18 protein-coding genes are annotated in these 21,672 nt (G+C 63.6%); 7 read left to right on the forward strand and 11 right to left on the reverse strand.

Annotated elements, in window-relative coordinates:
- The first annotated feature begins 5 nt into the window (after window positions 1-5).
- The 3 genes from gluQRS to O4220_RS16190 all read left to right on the forward strand — a co-directional run bounded on the left by gluQRS (window position 6) and on the right by O4220_RS16190 (window position 2,652).
- Window positions 6-866 (forward strand): tRNA glutamyl-Q(34) synthetase GluQRS, encoded by an 861-nt coding sequence (gene gluQRS / locus O4220_RS16180; RefSeq protein ID WP_269605939.1) that lies wholly within the window; start codon window positions 6-8, stop codon window positions 864-866.
- 102 nt (window positions 867-968) lie between these two features.
- Window positions 969-1,829, forward strand: coding sequence for a hypothetical protein (locus O4220_RS16185; protein ID WP_269605941.1), 861 nt, complete (start codon window positions 969-971; stop codon window positions 1,827-1,829).
- 79 nt (window positions 1,830-1,908) lie between these two features.
- Entirely contained in the window at window positions 1,909-2,652 is a 744-nt protein-coding gene (locus O4220_RS16190; protein WP_269605943.1) for a queuosine precursor transporter, read from the forward strand.
- Here the strand turns inward: O4220_RS16190 and O4220_RS16195 are convergent.
- Genes O4220_RS16195 through O4220_RS16205 form a run of 3 tightly spaced genes read right to left on the reverse strand, consistent with a single transcriptional unit; the run spans window position 2,649 to window position 5,528 of the window.
- Entirely contained in the window at window positions 2,649-3,485 is an 837-nt protein-coding gene (locus tag O4220_RS16195; RefSeq protein WP_269605946.1) for a PaaX family transcriptional regulator C-terminal domain-containing protein, read from the reverse strand. The two genes, O4220_RS16190 and O4220_RS16195, sit on opposite strands and share 4 nt — an antisense overlap.
- The gene (gene kynU / locus O4220_RS16200; protein WP_269605948.1) at window positions 3,466-4,677 is read right to left on the reverse strand and encodes a kynureninase; all 1,212 of its coding nucleotides are present in this window, start codon (window positions 4,675-4,677) and stop codon (window positions 3,466-3,468) included. The genes O4220_RS16195 and kynU overlap by 20 nt, the downstream gene beginning before the upstream one ends.
- Entirely contained in the window at window positions 4,674-5,528 is an 855-nt protein-coding gene (locus tag O4220_RS16205) for a tryptophan 2,3-dioxygenase (protein WP_269605950.1), read from the reverse strand. The genes kynU and O4220_RS16205 overlap by 4 nt, the downstream gene beginning before the upstream one ends.
- A 139-nt stretch (window positions 5,529-5,667) precedes the next feature.
- Here O4220_RS16205 and O4220_RS16210 point away from each other — a divergent pair, with 139 nt between their 5' ends.
- Both O4220_RS16210 and O4220_RS16215 read left to right on the forward strand, forming a co-directional pair.
- Entirely contained in the window at window positions 5,668-6,045 is a 378-nt protein-coding gene (locus O4220_RS16210) for a BlaI/MecI/CopY family transcriptional regulator (protein ID WP_269605951.1), read from the forward strand.
- Window positions 6,042-6,923 (forward strand): M56 family metallopeptidase, encoded by an 882-nt coding sequence (locus O4220_RS16215; protein WP_269605953.1) that lies wholly within the window; start codon window positions 6,042-6,044, stop codon window positions 6,921-6,923. The genes O4220_RS16210 and O4220_RS16215 overlap by 4 nt, the downstream gene beginning before the upstream one ends.
- A 6-nt stretch (window positions 6,924-6,929) precedes the next feature.
- On the opposite strand, the gene O4220_RS16220 is transcribed toward O4220_RS16215, so the two are convergent.
- From O4220_RS16220 to O4220_RS16240, 5 genes are all read right to left on the reverse strand, one after another.
- Window positions 6,930-7,649 (reverse strand): VIT1/CCC1 transporter family protein, encoded by a 720-nt coding sequence (locus O4220_RS16220; RefSeq protein WP_269605955.1) that lies wholly within the window; start codon window positions 7,647-7,649, stop codon window positions 6,930-6,932.
- Window positions 7,642-8,118, reverse strand: coding sequence for a DUF2231 domain-containing protein (locus O4220_RS16225; RefSeq protein ID WP_269605957.1), 477 nt, complete (start codon window positions 8,116-8,118; stop codon window positions 7,642-7,644). The genes O4220_RS16220 and O4220_RS16225 overlap by 8 nt, the downstream gene beginning before the upstream one ends.
- A 50-nt stretch (window positions 8,119-8,168) precedes the next feature.
- The gene (locus O4220_RS16230; protein ID WP_269605959.1) at window positions 8,169-12,572 is read right to left on the reverse strand and encodes an amino acid adenylation domain-containing protein; all 4,404 of its coding nucleotides are present in this window, start codon (window positions 12,570-12,572) and stop codon (window positions 8,169-8,171) included.
- Window positions 12,573-12,751: 179 nt separating this feature from the next.
- Window positions 12,752-14,155: an HNH endonuclease signature motif containing protein gene (locus tag O4220_RS16235; RefSeq protein WP_269605961.1), complete on the reverse strand. Its 1,404-nt coding sequence runs from the start codon at window positions 14,153-14,155 to the stop codon at window positions 12,752-12,754.
- Between the two features lie 396 nt (window positions 14,156-14,551).
- Window positions 14,552-14,917, reverse strand: coding sequence for a VOC family protein (locus O4220_RS16240; protein ID WP_269605963.1), 366 nt, complete (start codon window positions 14,915-14,917; stop codon window positions 14,552-14,554).
- A gap of 97 nt (window positions 14,918-15,014) precedes the next feature.
- On the opposite strand from O4220_RS16240, the gene O4220_RS16245 reads away from it, so the two are divergent.
- Window positions 15,015-15,980 carry a helix-turn-helix transcriptional regulator gene (locus O4220_RS16245; protein ID WP_269605965.1) on the forward strand — a complete coding sequence of 322 codons (966 nt, stop codon included), beginning with the start codon at window positions 15,015-15,017 and terminating at the stop codon, window positions 15,978-15,980.
- Between the two features lie 27 nt (window positions 15,981-16,007).
- Window positions 16,008-16,694 (forward strand): pyridoxamine 5'-phosphate oxidase family protein, encoded by a 687-nt coding sequence (locus O4220_RS16250; protein WP_269605968.1) that lies wholly within the window; start codon window positions 16,008-16,010, stop codon window positions 16,692-16,694.
- Here the strand turns inward: O4220_RS16250 and tgt are convergent.
- Genes tgt through O4220_RS16265 form a run of 3 tightly spaced genes read right to left on the reverse strand, consistent with a single transcriptional unit; the run spans window position 16,648 to window position 21,609 of the window.
- A complete protein-coding gene (gene tgt, locus O4220_RS16255) occupies window positions 16,648-17,886 on the reverse strand; it encodes a tRNA guanosine(34) transglycosylase Tgt (protein ID WP_269605970.1) in 1,239 nt (412 codons plus the stop codon). The genes O4220_RS16250 and tgt overlap by 47 nt on opposite strands.
- Window positions 17,887-17,929: 43 nt before the next feature.
- Window positions 17,930-19,879 (reverse strand): ABC transporter ATP-binding protein, encoded by a 1,950-nt coding sequence (locus tag O4220_RS16260; RefSeq protein WP_420030403.1) that lies wholly within the window; start codon window positions 19,877-19,879, stop codon window positions 17,930-17,932.
- Window positions 19,876-21,609 carry an ABC transporter ATP-binding protein gene (locus O4220_RS16265; protein WP_269605972.1) on the reverse strand — a complete coding sequence of 578 codons (1,734 nt, stop codon included), beginning with the start codon at window positions 21,607-21,609 and terminating at the stop codon, window positions 19,876-19,878. Before O4220_RS16265 ends, O4220_RS16260 begins: the two co-directional genes overlap by 4 nt.
- Window positions 21,610-21,672 lie beyond the last annotated feature (63 nt).

A 21,672-nucleotide genomic window follows, 5' to 3' on the forward strand; every position in this document is an offset into this window, starting at 1 on the left:
TCCCCATGCCCGCCGGCCGCTTCGCTCCCAGTCCCTCCGGCGATCTTCATCTCGGCAATCTGCGAACCGCGCTACTGGCCTGGCTCTTCGCCCGCTCCACCGAACGACGCTTCCTCATGCGCGTGGAAGACCTCGATCGCGTGAAACCCGGATCCGAGCAGCGCCAACTCGACGACCTCGCCGCCATCGGACTCGATTGGGACGGGCCGATCATGCGGCAATCCGAGCGTCGGGAAATCTACGACGCCACGATTCGCACGCTCACCGCCGCCGGGCTGACGTACGAATGTTTCTGCACGCGTCGGGAAATCCAACAGGCCGCATCCGCACCCCACGCTCCCGACGGCGCGTATCCCGGAACATGTCGAAATCTGACCGCAGACCAGAGAGCAGCGAAGGACCGCCCACCTGCCATTCGATTGCGTTCGCAGGTAACCGAATTCACCATCGTCGATCAGCTGCACGGCCTGTTCCGAGGCCAGGTGGACGACTTCGTCCTGCGTCGATCCGACGGTGTGCCCGCCTACAACCTCGCCGTCGTCGTCGATGATGGCGCGCAAGGCGTCGACCAGATCGTGCGCGGCGACGACCTTCTCACCTCCGCGCCGCGGCAGGGCTACATCGCTCAACTCCTGGGCCTGACCCCCGCGACGTACGTCCATGTGCCCCTGGCACTCAACGTCGAGGGCAAGCGTCTGGCCAAACGGGACGGCGCGGTGACGCTGCGTGAACGACCCGATGCGTGGGCACTCATCACCGCTTCCCTCGGTGTGCAGGACGTAAAGAACGCCGAGGAACTGCTCGAACAGTGGAAGCCGACGCTGGTACCACGCGAACCGTGGGTGTTCGACCCCTCGATCGGCTGACCACGAACCGATCGAGATCACGTTGCAACGCGAGAGGACCCAACTGCGCACGAATCGGACGTACAGTGACCGCGACAACCCATCCCGAGGGAGAAGGACACCATGACCTCAGGCGGCTACGACCCCGACAAGGATCCACAGAACCCCGGTGGTTATCCCCCGCCGCAGGGCGGCGGCTACCCACCACCCGGCAACTACCCACCACCCGCGCAAGGCAACTACCCGCCGCCCGGGAACTACCCGCCTCCTCCCGGCGACTACCCCCAGCAAGGCGGCTATCCGCCACCCGGCGGCTACCCACCACCCCCACAGGGCAACTACCCGCCGCCTCCGTCGTTCGGTAACTCGCCGATGGCGACGCAGCTATCCGTGGGAACAGCCATCGGCTATGCGTTCGAGAAGTTCAAGCAGAACGCACTCGTCTGGATCGGCATCGTCCTGATCGCCGCGATCATCCAGGGCGTCCTGAACTTCGTTCTGAGCTCCGACAGCATCGTCCTCAGCCTGGTCTTCAGCATCATCGTCGGTGTCGTCGCACTCCTCATCCAGGCGGCGCTCGTCCGCGGCGCTCTGCACGAGGTGGACGGGGTCAAGCCCGCGTTCGGGTCCTTCTTCCAATTCGGCAACGTCGCCGCCGTCATCATCGCCGGCATCCTCGTCGGCATTGCAACCAGCATCGGCTTCGTCCTGCTGATCATCCCCGGCATCGTCATCACGTTCTTCACGTGGTGGACCTTCCAGTTCGTCATCGACCGCGGCGACGAGCCGATCCCCGCCATCAAGGCGAGCGCTCAGGCGATCGCGTCCAACGGTGGGACTCTCTTTGTGCTCGCTCTCGCCCTGGTAGGCCTCAACATCGTCGGTGCGATCCCCCTCGGCCTCGGTCTGCTGGTGACCATTCCGATCACGATCATCGCCGGTACCTACGCTTACCGCGTCACGGTGCGTGGCAACGTCGCCTGACCTGTAGTCCGCCTCGATGGGCGCGCATCCCTCACCCCGGGATTCGCGCCCATCGTCGTCTCGGTGCTTGGATCCAGGGGTGACTACTACCGAACACACCGCCGCCAACGGCGGCACCGAGTCTGGGCAGGCCACGTTCGCTCACATCAGCAAGGGGTACTACGCCCCCATCGTGGCGCTCTTCGTCGCGACGCTGCTGATCTCGAACGTGGCCGCCAGCAAAGGTGTCGCCTTCTTCGCCTCGTCCGACGTCATGCTCGGACCGTTCCAAATCCTGCCGATCAATACCGACGGCGCATTCTTTCTGTTCCCCCTCGCCTACATCCTCGGCGACGTGCTCAGCGAGGTCTACGGCTTCAAAGCCACGCGTCGCGCGATCTATCTCGGTTTCGGCTCCCTATTGCTCACCTCCGTGTGCTTCTGGATCGCCATCGAACTCCCCGCCGCCTCGTTCTACGAGAACCAGGCCGCCCTCGAGAGCGTCGTCGGCGTCGTGCCCCGACTGGTCCTCGCCGGTCTCGCCGGCTACACCGTCGGACAGCTCCTCAACTCCGTCGTGCTGGTCAAGATCAAGGAACGCACCAAGGAAAAGCACCTGTGGGCGCGACTGATCGGGTCGACCATCGTCGGCGAATTCTTCGACACTCTGATCTTCTGCTCCATCGCCGCCGGAGTCATCGGCATCAGCACCTGGACCGACTTCATCAACTACGTCATCGTCGGATTCCTGTGGAAGACACTGGCCGAGGTCATCGTCATGCCGATCACGTACCGCGTCATCTCCTACATCAAGAAGCGCGAGCCGTCGTACCAAGATGGCTAGGACGCGACCCATTCCATACTGAGGTCGAAGTAACGCTCCCGGGCCGTCTCGAACGTGGCGACGGCCCGGGTGCCCGGCCAGTCTTCCGGTGTCATCGATGGCGGAAGACCAGGGTCGACGTAGGGAATGACGCGCCATTCGTCGAGCAACGGGACGAACGTGACAAACGCGTCGCGGGGATTCCGAGCCGCGGACCCGCCGTCGAAGGCCTTGAGAAATGCCCGATGACGATCGGCGATGCCGGTCAGATCCCACCACAACTCGGCACTCTTACGCAGCGTGGCGGGAGCCGCGATCTCGGACGCGACGAAGGTCGTCACGTACTGCGAGAGATCCAACGCGTCGACGATGGCAGCGGCCTCCGCCGCGAGATACTCGGGTGCAATCCACAGACCGGGTGAGACTGTGCCACAGCCTATTCCGGTGAGGCGACGCCTCAGCTGGTGTCGAGCCGCGCGTTGGGTCTCGGGGATGGTGAACGAGATCAACCGAAACGGATCGCCGTCGGCCATCCGCCGGAAGCCGAAGATCCGACCGTCGCCGCGCGCAAACATCGCGTCGGCCTGCTCGGTGATCCGATAGCCGGTGCGACCCTCACGATTACCGGATTCGACGACGCCCTTCTTCTTCAACCTGGTCACTGCGATGCGAGTGCTCTCCGGTGGCACCCCGAGCGCGTCCATCCACACGACAAAATCGGCGATGGCGAACCACCCTCCGAGCGGTCGAACGTAGGCCCCGAGCACCGTGCGCACCAACGAGGTGGCGCTGCCCGGACGAGAGTCGAAGTCGTCGAGGATGGCCCCGGCAGTGCTAGGCGCGGAGTTCGTCACGGATAGCCACGATTCCCAGATACACCTCTTGGTACGAGGTACTCAGTGGGCTCAACCCCAGGCGAATACCGTGTGGCGCGCGGTAATCCGGGATGACACCCTGCTCCCACAGACGAGCGGTGATGGCCTTGAACTCGGGATGGTCGATGGTGACGTGACCGCCGCGTCGATTCGAGTCCTCGGGTGAGGCGATCTCCACCCCGAGCGGTACCAGCATCTCGCGGACCAGCTCGAGGGCGTATTCGGTCAGCGCGACGGACTTCGCGCGTATCGCGTTCATCCCGACCTCGGCGATCATCTCGATGGTGTCCTGCATCGCGATCATCCCGAAGACCGACGGTGTGCCGCTGATGACGCGCCGAATACCCTGTGCCGGAACGTAACCCTGCGCCATCTCGAATGGATCGGCCCGGCCCATCCACCCCCAGATCGGCTGCACGAAGTCGTCGAGAAGATCGCTGCGCACGTACGCGAAGGCCGGTGAACCCGGACCTCCGTTGAGGTACTTGTAGGTGCACCCGACGGCCAGATCCACTCCCCAGGAATCGAGTTCGAGCGGTACCGACCCGACGGAATGGCACACGTCCAACAGCATCAGCGCGCCGGCCTCGTGCGTGATACGCGTCGCCTCGGTCACGTCGACGAGGAAGCCGGATCGGTAGGCGACGTGGGTGATCACCACCAAGGCGGTGTTCTCCCCCACCACCTCGGCGAGTTGTTCCGGTTCAATACCACCGCGGCGGTCCGTCTCGATCCATCGCAGAGTCATATTCGATTCGGCCGCAATACCTTCGAGCAAGTATCGGTCGGTGGGAAAGTTGTCACGATCGATGACGATCTCGGTGCGACCCGGCCGCATGGCGATCGCCGCCCGCGCCAGCTTGTACAGCAGTACCGTCGTCGAATCGCCGATGGTGGTCTGGCCGGGCGCAGCCCCGAGGGTGGCGTCGGCCAGGGCGTCGCCGATGGTGACGGGGAGATCGAACCACTGCTCGTCCCAGCCGCGGATCAGACGTCCACCCCAGGCATCGGTCATGAACGTGTTGATCCGTTCGACGCTCGCCTTGGTGGGTCGGCCCAGCGAATTGCCGTCGAGATACGCGGTAATCGACGGGTCGTCACTGCCGAGGAATTTGTCGCGGTAGCTGCGGAGTGGATCCTTGTCGTCGAGTTCGAGTGCGTGTTCCGTCATCGTCCGATTTCCGTTCTGACAGCGAGCAATTCGGGGAAGAAGGTGAGTTCGAGTGCCTTCTGCAGAAATCCGACACCGCTCGACCCTCCGGTCCCGCTCTTCATTCCGATGGTTCGCAGCACCGTGCGCATGTGACGGAAGCGCCAGAGCTGAAAGTTCTCCTCCAAGTCGACGAGCTCCTCGAAGGCCTCGTACACCGCCCAGTGTTCGGTGTGGTTCTCGTAGACGAACTTGATCAGCGGCATCAGGTCCTCGTTGAACGTGTATGCCGTTGTCACGTCACGGTCGAGGGCCGATGCCGGCACGTCGTACCCCTGACGCGCCAACGACTGCCAGAAGGCGTCGTACAGGCTCGGTTCGTGCAGCAGAGTCGAAAGCAGCTCATGCGCAGCAGGATCGGACTCGAAGACCTTCAACATGCCCGCATTCTTGTTGCCCAGCACGAACTCCACGGCCCGGTACTGATAGGACTGGAAGCCCGACGAGTTGCCGAGGAAGTCGCGGAACTGCGAGTACTCCGTCGGCGTCAGAGTGGCCAGCACCGACCACTGCTCGGTCAGCGTCTTCTGAATGTGCTTGACCCGGGCCACGCACTTGAGTGCGGTGCCGATGTCGTCGGCATCCAGAGCCGCACGCGCGGCCAGCGTCTCGTGCAGTACCAGCTTGAGCCACAGCTCGGTGGTCTGGTGCTGAATGATGAACAGCAGTTCGTCGTGATGCTCGGGGATGCTCACCGGCTTCTGGGCGCTGAGCAACGTGTCGAGGTCCAGGTACGAGCCGTAGCTCATGCGGTCACTGAAGTCGGTAACGACAGTCTTTTCTATCGCGCGAGTATTGGCTTCGACGCTCACGGATCGTCCTCGAGGTGGTGGGCTGGTGAGTCCACCGTATGACAGGATCGTGCCGTCCGCTAGATCTATGACATATCAGGTTTCACGAATGCCACCCGTCACCTATCCTCGAAGTAGCCGACTCGAGTGAGGAATCGAAGTGCGTAGAGCGTCCGGACAGTTGGAGGAGTCGATCCTCGAGTTGCTCGGCGAGCACACGGAACTCTCGGTGGCCCAGGCCCGCGAGCATCTGGGCTCCGATCTCGCCCACACCACTGTCATGACCGCGCTGGTGCGTCTGCATGGCAAAGGCCTCGTCGATCGCGAGCGGCGCGGGCGTTCCTTCGTCTACACCCTCAACGCCCCGGTCGACGAGATCCCAGCACTTCGGGCCGCGATGCGGATGCGCACCGAACTCGACACGAGAGCCGAACGAGCGGATGTATTGGCCAACTTCGTGGCCGCACTCGATCCCGAGGACGAGGCGACGCTGCGCGAGCTGCTGGCCAAGTCGGACGCAGCCGAGCAGCATCGATGACTCTGCTCCTGATCGTGGCCGTGCTGCCGTGGGTGCTGTCGCTGCTGCTGGGATTCGGAGCCGACCACATCGACCGTCGACTCAACCCGTCGACCGCTGTCGTTCTGCTCCCCATCCTGTCGATGGTCACCGCGTTTGCAGTCGCAGCATCCCTGGCCGCGCTTGCCGCGGTCCTTCTGGCGTCGGCTCAGGTTGTGTGGGTGTCGCTAGGACTTGTCCTCTGCGCGTGGATGCTCTGGCGCTCGGTCGAGGTGGCTCGCCATGTTCGACGCGTTGCGGTCAGTACGTCCATCGCATCCGAATTCGGTGACGAGGCACGGGCGACCGGCGGCATCGTCGTGGTCGACTCCGATGTTCCCGACGCCTTCGCCGTTCCTTCCGGCGGAGGTGCCGTCGTGATCACCACGGGTTTGGCGGAAGCGCTGTCGGACAACGAGTTACAAGCGGTGATCGAACACGAGCGTGCTCACCTGCGGCACCGTCACAGCGTGTGGATCCAGATGTGCGAGATCGGAGCCCTGATCGATCCGATTCTCGGGCCTTTGACCGCCAAGGTGCGGCACGCGGCCGAGCGTCAAGCAGACGAGAGCGCGGCGGCGCTGGGCCGTCGAGATGCGTTGTCTGCCATTGCCAGAACTGCTTTGCTGCGGGCCCACCTCGACCATGGAACCCGCACTCTCGCCAGTACCGGGGGCGACGTCGTGCGCCGCGTGCAGGCACTGAGCGAACCACCACGGCACCGCCCCGACCGCGGAATCCTCGCCGCCGGACTGGTTCTCGTTCTCGCGTTCACCGTCATCTCGGTGGCCTTGTTCGACGTCGTCCAAGACGTGGTGGCACCCGAAACCGGAGAAGCCCCCACCTCGATCTTCCGCTGACCTCGGTCAGATACCCGCGACGCCCGCCAATTGGCCGATCGCATAGGTGACCGCCATCGCGATCGCACCACCGATCACGATTCGAGTCACCGCGGGGCGACTCGGCGCTCCACCGAGGCGTGCGCTGATGGTTCCGGTCAACGCCAGAGCCAGCAAAACGACGACGAAGGTGACCGGAATACGTTGCGAAGCAGGCAGAAGCAGGATCGAGAGCAACGGCAAGAGCGCACCACTGATGAACGACACCGCTGACGACGCAGCCGCTTGCCACGGATTGGTCAGCGCATCGGGGTCGATTCCCAATTCGACGTCCACGTGTGCGGCAAACGGATCGTGTTCGGTGAGTTCGCGAGCAACGGTCTGCGCAGTATCGGCCGACAGGCCCTTGGCCTCGTACAGAGCCGCGAGCTCGGCCAATTCCTGCTCGGGTTGCTCTTCCAACTCTCGGCGCTCTTTGATCAGCAACGAACGCTCTGCGTCACGCTGAGTGCTCACCGAGACGTACTCGCCGAGTGCCATGGACACCGCTCCCGCGACAAGGCCGGCGACACCCGCGGTCAGCAGCGATCCTCGGTCGGTGGTGGCGGCCGCGACACCGACGACCAGACCGGCGGTGGAGACGATGCCGTCATTGGCACCCAACACTCCGGCCCGCAGCCAGTTCAGTCGACCGGACAGATCTCCGTGCGGTTCGTGCTCGTGCAGGCTCGGCTCGGGCTCACTCATCGACGGCCGTCGCCGATACGTCGTCCCACGCGGCGCGAGCGCCGGACTCTCCGATTCTGTACACCTGAACGATTGTGGTCGCTCCGATCACTACTGCCAAGACGACCACCGCAATCGACTGCCACCGCACAGGCGCGTTGCCGCGACGCTCACGCAGATGCAGGAACACCAGTGCCGCGGCGACGACGACCAGACCGACGGAGAAGTAGATCATCCAGTCACCGATCTCGGTGTGCTGTTCTACCGCCGCGGTCTTGGGGACGCGCTTTTCGAGCCACTCACCTGCTTCGGTCGTCAGCGGAGTCAGCACCAGCGTGAACACCGCCAGGGCCGCGATGAGCCACACGAGCCTGCTGCGCACACCGGACCAGATACTGGCAGCAATGGCGAGCAACGCGGTCAACGGTGCCAGCACCACGATGAAGTGAACGAGCAGAATGTGGGCCGGTAGACCGTTGAAGGTGGACATGAGTTCTCCCGCTTGCTTCGAAGTCGCGTGCACCTCACGCACCGAACATGCTACACACCATGTAGTAGTTGCGCCGACGGTTCGGGTGTAGCCAGCGCCCGCCACGCCGAGTCGGGTTCTGCGACCATCGCATGCATGATCTGCTCGAGACGTTCCCCCAGTGCAACAACGGAATTCGCGTCGAACAATGCCGTGGGATAGACGACATCGACCGCAGTCTCGATAGCGCCCCTGGGTCGTTCCGCGGGCTCCACTCCGGTGTTACCTTCGCCGTCTCGATGTTCGGTGACATGGAAATGAAGGTCGCACTTGGCGATATCGATCGGCCGCGGCGTGATCTCGAAGCGGACGTCCCCCATGGTGAGCGTCTGGGTCGCAAAGACGTCCAACGACAGCGCCACCTGAAAGATCGGGTGCCGCCCATCCGACGAGCCAGCAGAGAGATCGGCGACGACGTCCTCGAACGGAACGGAGGCATGGTCGAAGGCCCGTAGTTCGCTGGCACGGGCCAACTGCACGACGTCCTCGACGGTCGTGGCCGCGGTGATCTTCGTCCGGATGGCGACGGTATTGGTGAAGGTACCGACGAGCTGCTCGAGTCTCGGGTCGTCGCGACCGGCAACCGGGGTTCCGATGACGATGTCGGCGGACTCCGTCGTCTGGGCGAGCAGAATCAGCAGTGCGGCGCGAAGCACGGTGAATCGTCCAGTCCCGCATCGCTGCGCCAGATCGGCCATTTTCTCGGTGGTGTCTGCGTCGAACCGAAGCGACGTGCGTGCGCCGGAGAAGTCCCAGTCCTGCGTACGAGGGCGGTCCAACGGCAATTCAGTGCCGCTGGGGACACCCGCCAGTTCCCCGCGCCAGAATTCGATGTCGGCCGACACATCACGGTCGTCGGCCCAGACGCTGTAATCGGCGTACTGCAAGGGCAATTCGGGCCACGACGGTGCCGTGCCGGCAATCCTGGCGTGATACGCCAGTACGAAATCCGACGCCAACAGCCCCAGTGACCAACCGTCCGCTGCACTGTGGTGCACGGTGCACGCGAGAACGTGGTGATCGGGCCCCACTGCGAACAGTCGAGCCCGGATCGGGAACTCGGTACGCACGTCGAAGGGGTGCTCGAGCGTCTGCACTACCGCGGCGTCATCGAAGTCCACAACGTCCAGGTTCGGTACCGCCCTCGCCGAATCCGGCTCGACAACCTGCGACGGAACCCCGTCGACATCCGGATAGCGCGTTCGCAGGGTGTGGTGCCGATCGATCAGATTGGTCATCGCTTGCAAGGCTGCCGCTGCGTGGAACTGCCCGGACATCGTGACCGTGAACGGCAGGTTGGACAGCGGCAGCGCTGCACTTCGGTCGATGTGGCGTTGCTGCGGCGCGAGCGGAATTGCGACTACCCCCTCTGCCATACCTCGTTCGGGCCGCGAATTCTGCTGCCGCCCAACCAAACGACGCTCATCAATACATCTAGCCAAGGCCTGAACGGACGGGGCACCGGCGAGGTCTCGCACGCCGACGTCCACAGAGGCCTCGGCCCGCACCGATGCGACGACTCTGGTCGCCGCCAGCGAGTCGCCGCCGAGATCGAAGAACGACGCAGCGCAATCGATGCCGTCCCTTCCGAGCACGTGCGCGAATGCCGCCGCCACCATCTCCTCGGTGGCACCGGACGGCTCGATCGGAGTACCGGTCGTCGGAGTGGTCGGGCTCGGGACAGGAAGTGCCCCGCGATCGACCTTTCGATTGATCGTCAGCGGAATCTCGTCGAGAATCGAGAGGGTCGCCGGCACCATGTGGGCGGGCAATCGCCCAGCGAGATCCTTGCGCATGCGCTCGGTGTCGAGCACGTGTCCGGTGCGCGCGGCAACGACATACCCGTCGATACGCAGATCCCCAGTCCGACTGCGACGCAATGCCGATGATGCCGCAGCGACATCCGGACACGCCCGCAGCGCTGCGTCCACCTCACCCAGTTCGACGCGATTTCCCCGGATCTTGATCTGATCGTCGGTGCGGCCGAGGAACTTCAGCGTGCCGTCGCCGCGCAGACGCGCCCGATCTCCGCTGCGGAACATCCGACGCCCGTTACTGCTGAACGGGTCTGCGACGAAGCGAGCCGCTGTATCCGGGGTGCGACCGAGATATCCGCGCGCGACGCCGGGCGTCTCGATGTAGATTTCGCCGACCGCACCCGACGGGACCGGCCGCAGCGTGCGATCAAGGAGGTGAATCACCGCCCCCACCATGGCTCGACCGATTCCGTCCGCACTGCCCGGGTTCAGTGATGCCGTCATCGTGACACTGCACGTCGTTTCGGTGGGGCCGTAGGCATTGAGCAGTCGACGACCCACCGACCAGCGGTCGACCGTGTCCTGCGGTGCCGCCTCACCGCCGATGATGACAGTCCCGACACCCGCCAGTGCCGCAGGATCCAACGTCGCCAGAGCCGAGGGCGTGATCAGCAGATGTGTAACCGCCTGCTGAGCAATCAAACCCGACAGTTCAGCGCCCGCGTAGCTCCCTGCCTGCGCGATCACCACGGCCGCGCCCGCGGTTGCTGCGGCCAGCACCTCGACGATGGCGGTGTCGAATCCGGGCGAGGCGAGGTGACAGACTCGCGACTCGACGTTCAGGTCGTAGCTGCTCCTGATCTGTTGCACCAGAGCGGCGATGCCACCGTGGGTGACGACAACGCCTTTGGGAGTGCCGGTGGAGCCGGAGGTGTAGATGACGTATGCCGCGTGGTGCGGTGTCGTCGGCGCGGCTTCATCGTCCGGGCCTCCCTCCGCGAGAACGTCATCGAGGTTCAGCCACTCCACCTCACCGTTCTCGCCGCCGCCCGTACACAGTCCCAACACCGCTCCGCTGTCACGCACCACGAACTGCGCTCGCTCGCGGGGGTGGTTCGGGTCGACCGGAACGTACACCGCACCCACTCGTGCGATTGCCCAGAACGCCACGACCCCCTCCACGGATCGGCCGATGCGAACGGCGACCCGGTCCTCGGTACCGATTCCTCGGGCACTCAAGGCGGATGCGAGTGCGGCGACCCTCGTGTCCAAGTCTGCGTAGGTGACCATCACCTCCGCATCCTGGATCGCAATTCGGTTGCTGTACTTGGTGATTGCCGCGCCCAGCGTCTCGTTCAGAGATGTACGCTCGGTCACGGCCGCACCCACCGAGGCGGGCGCTGCATCGGGCTCTCCGGGCAGGAACAGTTCGAGATCGGCCACGGCCGTATCACCGCAACCGGATTCGGCGAAGCGGTCGAGAAAGTGCAGGAACCGTTCGTGGTGACGAGCGAGATCGCTCGGCGTGTGCGCGGCAGGGTTGGCCTCGAAGTCGATGCGCGGACGCGCTCCACCTCGACCTGGGTAGATGTTGACGGCAAGATCCGACACCGGGCCTGTGGTCAGAATGTCGATCTCGCCGTCGAAGTCCCCGACGGCCACGGTGTTCGCGAACATCATCACGTTGATCGTCGGACCGAAACGCCCTGCGTGCAGGGCATTCCCGCTCTCGGATACCGGTGGGCTGCTGCGCTGGTGCCGGAGTACGGCACCGATCGCCACCTCGGTCGACTTGATCACGTTGTTCACCGTCGCCGATCCGACGCCCGGCAACCGCAACGGCACTACATGCGACAAAGATGACCCAGCCCCGCGCAGCAGTGCTGTCGGCCGCGCCGACACCGGCAGAGACAGATCGACGTCGTCTACATCGTTCATGCGCGAGAGGAAGGCAGCGAATGCCGCGATCACCACGGTCGACGTCGCATGACCTCGAACGGTCGGAGAAATGGAACGATCCTCCCCGACGACGATCGGCACCGACGCAGGCTGGGTGGTCGGGTCCAAAGGCACCGCGTAAGCCAGGTCAGCGGACTCCCAGTGCGACCGATCGCGCTGCGCACGGGCCGACGCGCGGTAGCGCTCGTCCTCGGCGAGAAGGGCCGCCGGAGTCGTCGGGTCGATCCGTGGTGGCTCGACGCCGCCCTGCACCGCGGCATACAGGGCCGCCGCCCGCTCGAGCACCTTCATCGAGGCATAACCGTCGAGCGCGATGTGGTGGGCTCTGGTGTACCAGAACACACGATCGTCCCCGACACGGAGAACGCGCAGTCGCACCAACTGGCCGTACATCGACAAGGGCGTTCGACAGTCGTCGTTCATCCACTGTCGGGCCGCGTGTGCTGGACGGTCGTGTTCACGGAAGTCGAGAATCTCCACCGCCTCGGTCTCCGCGTCCACGAATCGCTGCATCGGAGTGCCGTCGACCTCGACAATCCGCATGGTCGACGACGAGAACTCGCGATGCGCCCTGCTACCGCACTCGGCCAACGCGTCGACATCGACGGCACCGACGATGTCCACGAAGTACGCAATGGCGAAAGGCACGTCGGGCATGAACTGCTGGGCCAGCCAGATGTCGGCCTGGGACGAACTCACAGGTATGGCGTCGTCGAACATCGTGGTCCCCCCACTGCAATCCATGTACTACACACTCAGTAGTAATAGGCTACCTCAGCAATTCAACGGAGGCACTCCGCCCCGACCTCGTCCAGCCCCACACCGTGTTCTCGGTGCGGGGCTGGTGTCGTCTTCTGGGCGGTGTTTCGATAGCCGGGTCAGGTGATGTGGGGACCTGCTCGGGAGTGCGATTGTCGCGGTTGTCGGGAGGGGTCGACGGTCGCCGGCGGGACGAACCACGGGTGGTTGTCGGTGCCGATGAACACCTCCCAGTCACTGTGGTGGATCAGTCGGTGATGGAATCCGCACAGGAGGACGAGGTTGTCCATGTCGGTGGGTCCACCATCACCCCAATGCCAGATGTGATGGCCTTCGGTCCAGGCTGCGGGTTTGCCGCAGCCGGGGAACGCGCAGCCGTGGTCGCGGGCGGTGAGGGCGCGTTTCTGTTTGGCGGTGACGGTGCGGGCGGTGCGGGCGAGGTTGATCGGGGAACCGTTCTCGTCCATGACGATCGCGGTCAGAATGCAGTCGCACGCCAGTTGCCGAGACGTCTCACGGGAGAGTGGTCCCATCCACGGGAGCCATCCGACGGTGGTGCCGTCACCGAACAAATCCCGATACGCACGCCGATCCGCGGTGGCGCCAGTGGCGCCGTCACGGCCATCGCCACTTCCACTATCGCCGATGCCACTGGCACAATCATCGCTGCTGCCGATGCCGTCGCCACCATTGCTGCAGTCGGATTCGATTGTGGTGCTGTCGTTCTCGTTGCTGTTCACACCTGCGCCTGCTGCAGTGCCGTGGAGGTCGGTGAGATCTTGTAACCGGATGTGCAGGTTGACGTGCGGTTTTTCTCCGCCTTCGGTGGGTCGGTTACTGGAGGCGAGGTAGCGGTCGAGGATGTGTCCGAAGGCGTCGGCGCGGCGTCGGGCGGGGCTGCGTTCGTCGGGGGTGCCGTCGGCGGCGGGGCGGGGTTCGGTCAACGGTGAGAGGGCGGTGAGCAGTTTTTCGCCGGTGATCGCATCGAAATCCATCTTCGCCACCAGACGTCCGTTGAGGGTGGTGGAGGCGAAGAGTTCGTTGCGGTCGGTGTCTTCGGCAGGTGGTGTCTTGCCGCCGTAGGTGTCGTGGAGGCGGGTGATCGCTGCGCGCAGTGGGCCGGTGCGGGCGTCGGGCCCGGTGGCGGCGGTCAGCAATGCTGCTCTGGCGACGTCCTGGCCTTCTTGCGGGAGGTTCTTCGGTGGCGTTTCGGCGAAGGTGAGGATCAGGGCGGCGTGGTCGACGGAGATGCGCCCGGTGTTGACGGCGTCGGCGATGTCGGGGAAGTTCTTCAGTCCGCGGGCGAGGGCGACGATCTTGGTGGCTTTGCCCGGGGAGAGCAGGGTGGTGGAGGTGAGCCACCCTGCGGGTCCGGGGAAGCCGAGTTTCTCGCGGCTCACGCGGGTGTCGATCTCGGCGACGAGCGCGATCCGGCGGGCTTCGAGGAGTTGGATCTGATGTGAGACCGCGGTGGCGTCGGCGAGGAGTTCTGCCTCGCTCAGTTGCCAGATCGCGGTGGTCATGGGGTCAAGTGTATCGAACATACATTCGACTGGCAATGATAGTCGAATCGAAAACTATTGCCCTGCATAAGGATTCGGGAAAGCGAGCCTGTCGGTAGCACGTGGTAATGCCTGAGATTCTCGGCAATATGTCCTCCGTCGATGGGCAGAATCGCACTGAGCATGTGGCTCGTCATCCGATGTGGCGGAGCTCGTCGCTTCGACCTGCAGTTCGCCGATTGCCTCGAAAACAATATCGCTCATTTTTTCTCATCTGATCTGGCCGATTTCTGCAGCCTGACAGCGGGTGAGCGCAGCCGTTCGGATGTGACATGTCTGAGCTCAGGAAAGGCTGACAGGCCGACCAACGCGTGGTCGGCCCATCGAGAACTGAGTAGTTGGTAGGTGTCGTGAAGCTCAGTCCACCGGGGAAACTCGAATGAGGTTGCCGTCGGGGTCCGCGACTACGAAGGTGCGGCCGAATACAGCGTCGTGCGGCTCCTGCATTACGTGAACTCCCTTCAAGACCCACTTCGTGAATATCTCGTCGATCGCCTCCGGTGGTCCCGGCACCATGAGTCCGACCTCGGTCGTCCGAGGGGTGCTCTGGACAGCGTGTTCGCTATGGCCAGTCCACAACGCGAACAGGACACTGGGGGCAGCCTCGAAAGCCACGTAGTGGGGACTGGTGAAAGTCGGTTCGATCTCGAAGAGATCGCTGTAGAAAGCGGTGGCGGCCTGGGCGTCGCAGACGCCGATCAGGAACAGGTTGGGGGCAGGCATCGAAGTGCTCCTCGAATCGTCTGATTGTCGGTACTGCTCCAGTTGATCGGCTGATCAGGACAGAACCTGTCACCTTTCTCTGCGAACATCGATCAGCATGAAGGCTTCGAGACTGCTGCACCTCTTGCTGCTCCTACAAACACGCCCGCGCATAACCACCACCGAACTCGCCGAGCGTATGGAGGTGTCTCGGCGGACTGTCCTGCGGGACGTCGAGGCACTCTCGACAGCAGGCGTGCCCGTCTATGCCGAACGCGGGCGCAACGGCGGAATCGTCTTGCTGCACAGTGCTCGGCTCAATGCATCCCATCTGGAACCCCCGGAGCTCGAGGCCCTCTCGGTAGCCGGTTTGGACAGCGCACAACTCGAACGCTTGGGCCTCTCTGCAGTGTGGGAGTCGGCCGCGCGCAAGATCGCCGCCCGACAGGCTGCAGCGCCTACGTCGCCGAACATGCTGCAGCTGGCGGACCTAGTGCTGGTCGACGGCACCGCATGGTTTGCCGACTCAGAGGCAGCGGTCGACGTATCGGATCTGGCCTCGGCCCTGCGACACCGGGGACGACTGCGAATCCAGTACCGGCGCAGCTCCGAGAATCAGGCCTCGACGCGGGTGGTCGACCCGTACGGGATCGTGGCGAAATCAGGCCGCTGGTATCTCGTCGCCGACGACCAGGGGAAAGGCCGGCTGTTCGCTCTGGAACGGCTCTCTGCCTACGAACAACTCGACGCACCAGCTGCTCTCCGACCAGACGAAACCCTCCGCACCAGATGGGCCGAGCTGAAAGAACAGACCGAGACACGAGGTTGCGTGAGCGTCACCGTAAGGCTGCCACAGAATGGCATCGACCTGGCGCTCCGCATCCTCGGCAAACGCATCCAAAATGTCTCCGACCCCGAAAGCGGCTTGTGCACCGTCGTCATCCGCTACCCCGACGTCGAGTCGGTTCGTCAGCTCCTCCAGTTCGGCGACCACATCGAGGTCCTCGCTCCAGAGACCGCCCGCACACGCATCGGCCAGCTGGCCCAGGACCTGGTTGAGAGACACTCTGTCCCAGTCTCGTAACTGGGACAGAGCACATAGAATTCATTCGTGCCGCAGAGCAACCACTATCACCATTTGATATTCGGGCCTGCTGCGATTGCCAGGCAGAAGATCGACGGCAGCTACACCGCCTATGGCTCCCAGACCGAACGACCCGACGACGGCCCGACGCCTCTCGACACTCGTGAGAAGGCCATGATTCGCGCGGTGGATCAGTTCCAGATCGCCACTGTCGCCGAGACCGGCTGGCCGTACATTCAGTATCGAAGCGGACCGAAGGGGTTCCTGCAGGTCCTCGACGACCGCACACTCGGCTTCGCCGATTTCGCAGGCAACCATCAGTACGTCACGGCGGCCAATCTCGATCACGACGATCGCGTCGCCGTGTTCTTGGTCGATTACCCTCTGCGCCAACGCCTCAAGCTCTACGGCCGGGCACGAACCATCGAGGCCGCAGATGATCCCGAACTACTGAACCGACTGAGAAAAATCGGGGATCTCACAGTCGCCGCCACCTGCGAGCGCAGCGTCGTCATCGACGTCGAGGCCTTCGACTGGAACTGCACCCGCAGCATCATCCCCCGCTACGACGCGGCCTACCTCGCGGACCTGTCCGAGGTGCACCAGCGCAAAGCTGCAGAACGGGAACAGGAACTGCTACAGCGGATTTCGGAGCTCGAAGCTCAGCTCACGCAGTCTTCCGCGCATAGAAGCGACCCAGAAACTCCGTCTTGAATTCTGCGAAGCGTCCCTGCTCGATCGAGGCGCGAATGTCGTCGACCAGTTTGACCGTGAAGCGCTCGTTGTGGATGGTGCACAGCGTCGACGCGAGCATTTCCTTGGCCTTGAACAGGTGATGGATATAGGCCTTGGTGTAGTGCGCGCAGGTGTAGCAGTCGCAGTTCTCGTCGATCGGGGTGAAGTCGCGTCGATGCTTGGCAGTGTTGATGTTGAAGCGGCCCGTCGGCACGTAGATCGCCGCATTGCGTGCCACGCGTGAGGGATTGACGCAATCGAAGGTATCGGCACCGTTCTCGATGGCGGTGAAAAAATCGTCCGGTTCGCTGATTCCGAGCATGTGCCGCGGCTTGTGTTCGGGCAGTTCCTCGTTCACCCACCGAGTGATGGTGCCGAGGTTCTGCTTTTCGAGCGCACCGCCGATGCCGTAGCCGTCGAAGCCACGGCCCGTTTCGCCGGTGATCGTCTCGAGATCGTGCGCGGCCTTGCGTCGCAGATCCTCGTACTGCGCGCCCTGCACCACTCCGAACAACGCTTGGTACGGCTTGTCGGCGCGCTCGACCGTGAGCCGTTCGTGTTCGAGGACGCATCGCTTCGCCCACGCCTGGGTTCGGTCGACCGACATCTCCTGATAGCCGCGGGTATTCATCAGCGTCGTCAGCTCGTCGAACGCGAACATGATGTCGGCGCCGAGCCGATGCTGAATCTGCATCGACACTTCGGGAGTGAATCGATGCTTGGAGCCGTCGAGATGGGATTTGAACGTCACACCGTCGTCGTCGACGTGGGCGAGGCGCTCCTTGCCCTCGGCGATGACGTCGTCGGATTGCACTCGCGTGGCGTCCATCGAAATGACCTTCTTGAATCCGACGCCGAGCGACATGACCTGGAATCCGCCGCTGTCGGTGAACGTCGGACCATCCCAGTTCATGAACTTGCCCAGCCCACCTGCCTCGTCGACGATGTCCGAGCCCGGCTGCAGATACAGGTGGTACGCGTTGGCGAGCACCGCCTGCGCGCCGAGTTCCTTCATGGCCTCCGGCAGCACCGCTTTGACGGTCGCCTTGGTGCCCACCGCGATGAACGCGGGGGTAGCGATGTCACCGTGCGGGGTGTGGATGGTGCCGGTGCGCCCGAGCTCACCGTCGAGCCGGGTGCCGATATCGAAGCCGAAACTGGAGAAACTCACCGCGTCAGTATGCCGCTGCGCGGCAGTGGCGCGGTCAAGTGCCCTATGAGGCACTTGTTCCTGCCACTGCGGAGCCAGCCGCATTCAGGCGGAAGTACGCACCCCTGGCCGCGAGCAGTTCCTCGTGATTGCCCTGCTCGACGATGCTGCCGTTCTCCATCACCACGATCGTGTCCGCGTCCCGGATGGTCGAGAGGCGGTGCGCGATAACGAAACTGGTGCGATCGCTGCGTAGCCTCGCGGTGGCCTTCTGCACCAGCAGCTCGGTTCGGGTGTCGACGGAGCTGGTGGCCTCGTCGAGGATGAGGATCAACGGCTTGGCCAGGAAGGCTCGGGCGATGGTGATGAGCTGCTTCTCACCGGCGCTGACGTTGTTGCCCTCTTCGTCGATGATCGTGTCGTAGCCGTCGGGCAGAGAGTGCACAAACCGGTCCACGTAGCTCACTCGCGCGGCCTCGAGGATTTCCTCTTCGCTGGCACTCGGGTCGCCGTAGGCGATGTTGTCGCGAATGGTTCCACCGAACAACCAGGTGTCCTGCAGCACCATGCCGGTGCGAGCGCGCAGTTCTTCGCGGGTCATCTTCCTGGTGTCGACGCCGTCGAGAGTGATGCGGCCCGAGTCGATCTCGTAGAACCGCATGATGAGGTTGACCAATGTGGTCTTTCCCGCACCGGTCGGACCGACGATCGCAACCAGGTGGCCGGGATCGGCGACCAGCGAGAGGTTTTCGATCAGTGGGCGGTCGGCCGAGTAGCCGAAGGAGACGTTTTCGAATTCGACGCGTCCCCGGCGCTCGATGGGCCGCACCGCATCGGCCGGATCTGCATCCTCTTCCTCGGCGTCGAGCACCTCGAAGATGCGCTCGGCGGAGGCGACACCGGACTGGATGAGGTTCACCATCGCACCGACCTGAGTGAGCGGCTGAGTGAACTGGCGCGAGTACTGGATGAAGGCCTGCACTTCACCGAGACTGAGCGTGCCCGACGCCACCCGCAGCCCACCGACGACGGCGATGACCACGTAGTTGATGTTTCCGAGGAACATGATGACGGGCATGATCATGCCGGAGATGAACTGGGCTCGGAAGCTGGACTGGAAGAGCTTTTCGTTGCGATCACCGAACTCGCGCTCCACCTCTTCCTGCCGACCGAAGGCCTTGACGATCTCGTGGCCGGTGTAGGTCTCCTCGATCTGGGCGTTCAGCTTTCCGGTGTGCTTCCACTGCGCGACGAAGTGCGGCTGAGAACGCTTGGCGATGACGGCGGTCACCGCGAAGGACGCCGGAATGGTCAGCACCGCAACGAGAGCCAGCAGAGGCGAGATCCAGATCATCACACCGAGGATGCCGAGCACGGTGAGAATACCGGTGATCAACTGACTGAGTGTCTGCTGCAAGCTGGTCGAGACGTTGTCGATGTCGTTGGTGACGCGGCTGAGCGTCTCACCGCGGGCATTGTTGTCGAAGTACTTCAGCGGCAGTCGATGCACCTTGGCTTCGACGCTGCCGCGCAGCAACAGGATTCGACGCTGCAACGCGATGTTGAGGATGTAGCCCTGCCCCCAGGCCAACAGCGACGAGAGCACGTACAGCGCAAGGACCCACATCAGGACGGTTCCGACCGCACCGAAATCGATACCGGCACCGGGGATGACATCCGTCCCGGACAGCAGGTCGGCGATGGAGTCGTTCCCCTCGGCCCGCAGCTGCTCGATCGCTTGGTCTTTCGTCCGACCGGGATCCAGCTCGCGGCCGACGACGCCGTTGAAGATCAGGTCGGTCGCGTGGCCGAGCACGGTCGGCGCGGCCACGGTGAGCACGGTGCTGGCGATACCGAAGGCCAGCATCACCGACAGGAGCACCTTCTCGGGAGCGAGTAGGCCGACCAATCGCTTGAACGAACCCTTGAAATTACGGGCCTTGGTTCCCGGCACCACAGCCTTCGCGACGGCTGCGTCGTCCTTCTCGTCCGTCTTCTCCTGCTGCGCGGTCACAGTGCACCGGCCACGGCGCGCTGCGAGTCGACGATCTCGGCGTAGGTGGGGCAATCGGCCATCAATTGGTCGTGGGTACCCACACCTACCGGCTTTCCGTCGTCGAGTACGAGTATCTGGTCGGCGTCGATGATGGTCGAGACGCGTTGAGCGACAACGATCATGCACGCATCACGTGTCACCGGCTTCAGTGCGGCGCGCAGATTGGCATCGGTCGTCAGATCCAGTGCGGAGAACGAGTCGTCGAACAGGTAGATGCTGGGCTTGCGCACCAGCGCCCGGGCGATGGCGAGACGTTGACGCTGACCACCGGAGACCGTCGTACCACCCTGTGCGACGGGTGTTTCCAGTCCCTCGGGCATGGCCCGAACGAAGTCGGCACCCTGGGCGATCTCGAGTGCCTCCCACAGTTCCGCGTCGGTGGCGTCGGATTTGCCGTATCGCAGATTGCTGGCGATGGTGCCCGAGAACAGGTACGGCTTCTGCGGAATCAACCCGATCTCGGAGCGCAACAGATCCAAATCGAGTTCACGGATATCGACTCCGCCGACGCGTACCTCGCCGCCGGTGACGTCGATGAGTCGCGGAATCAGGTTGACGAGCGTTGATTTTCCGGAGCCTGTACCGCCGATGATCGCGGTGACCTTGCCTGCTTCGGCCCTCAGGTTCACTCCGCAGAGCACCGGATATTCGGCACCGGGGAAAGAGAATTCGGCGTTCACGAGCTCGACCGTTCCCGGCGAGGATGCGAACGTCTTGGGCTTGTCCGGCAACACGACCGAGGATTCGGTGGCGAGTACCTCACTGATGCGATCGGCACACACCGACGCGCGGGGCACCATCATCGCGATGAACGAGGCCATCATCACCGACATGAGGATGAGCATGATGTAGCTCAGAAGAGCTGTGAGAGAGCCGATCTGCATGGTGCCCTGATCGATGGCATGGCCACCGAACCAGATGACAGCGACGCTGGTCACGTTGCTGATGAGCATGACCGTCGGGAACATCAAGGCCATCAACCGACCGACACGCAATGCGGTGTCGGTGAGTGCGGTGTTGGCCGCTCCGAACCGGTCGACCTCGAAGTCCTCTCGGACGAATGCCCGCACCACTCGAATTCCGGTGATCTGTTCACGCAGAACACGATTGACGGCGTCGATCCGCTTCTGCATCGAGCGAAAGGCCGGCACCATCTTGACGATGATCAGGCCCATGGAGATCGCCAGCCCCGGGACCGCGATCAACAGGATCCAGGACAGGCCGAGGTCCTCGCGCAGCGACATGACGATGCCACCGACGCACATGATCGGTGCCATCACCACGATGGTGAACCCCATGACGATCACCAACTGCACCTGCTGAACATCGTTGGTGTTGCGGGTGATCAACGACGGCGCACCGAACTGGCCGACCTCACGAGCCGAGAACGTGCCGACGCGGTGCAGAATCGCACCGCGCAGGTCACGTCCGACGCCCATGGCCGCGCGAGCACCGATGAACACCGCGGCCACCGAGCTGATGATCTGCACTGCCGAGACCAGCAGCATCAGTCCGCCGGCGGACAGGATGTAACCGGTGTCGCCGGTGGTGACGCCCTTGTCGATGATGTCGGCATTGAGGCTGGGCAGGAACAGCGCCGCCAACGTAGCGACGAGTTGCAGCAGGATCAGGGCGACGATCGGCATCTTGTACGGAGCCAGATACGTGCGAAGCAGCGGAATCAGCATGATGGCCGAAGATTACTCGTACACATGGATGACAGTCTCTCCGTTTTTCGAGTGTTGCGGGCA

It is taken from the genome of Rhodococcus ruber (assembly GCF_027270735.1).
GTDB lineage: Bacteria > Actinomycetota > Actinomycetes > Mycobacteriales > Mycobacteriaceae > Rhodococcoides > Rhodococcoides rubrum_A.

What these genes read in the sequence shown, in the direction of transcription:
- O4220_RS16225 (WP_269605957.1), bottom strand. Translation starts at nt 8,118, where the DNA reads ATGTCCACCTTCAACGGTCTACCGGCCCACATTCTGCTCGTTCACTTC.
- O4220_RS16185 (WP_269605941.1), top strand. Translation starts at nt 969, where the DNA reads ATGACCTCAGGCGGCTACGACCCCGACAAGGATCCACAGAACCCCGGT.
- O4220_RS16265 (WP_269605972.1), bottom strand. Translation starts at nt 21,609, where the DNA reads ATGCTGATTCCGCTGCTTCGCACGTATCTGGCTCCGTACAAGATGCCG.
- O4220_RS16215 (WP_269605953.1), top strand. Translation starts at nt 6,042, where the DNA reads ATGACTCTGCTCCTGATCGTGGCCGTGCTGCCGTGGGTGCTGTCGCTG.
- gluQRS (WP_269605939.1), top strand. Translation starts at nt 6, where the DNA reads ATGCCCGCCGGCCGCTTCGCTCCCAGTCCCTCCGGCGATCTTCATCTC.
- O4220_RS16220 (WP_269605955.1), bottom strand. Translation starts at nt 7,649, where the DNA reads ATGAGTGAGCCCGAGCCGAGCCTGCACGAGCACGAACCGCACGGAGAT.
- O4220_RS16240 (WP_269605963.1), bottom strand. Translation starts at nt 14,917, where the DNA reads ATGCCTGCCCCCAACCTGTTCCTGATCGGCGTCTGCGACGCCCAGGCC.
- kynU (WP_269605948.1), bottom strand. Translation starts at nt 4,677, where the DNA reads ATGACGGAACACGCACTCGAACTCGACGACAAGGATCCACTCCGCAGC.
- O4220_RS16245 (WP_269605965.1), top strand. Translation starts at nt 15,015, where the DNA reads ATGAAGGCTTCGAGACTGCTGCACCTCTTGCTGCTCCTACAAACACGC.
- O4220_RS16235 (WP_269605961.1), bottom strand. Translation starts at nt 14,155, where the DNA reads ATGACCACCGCGATCTGGCAACTGAGCGAGGCAGAACTCCTCGCCGAC.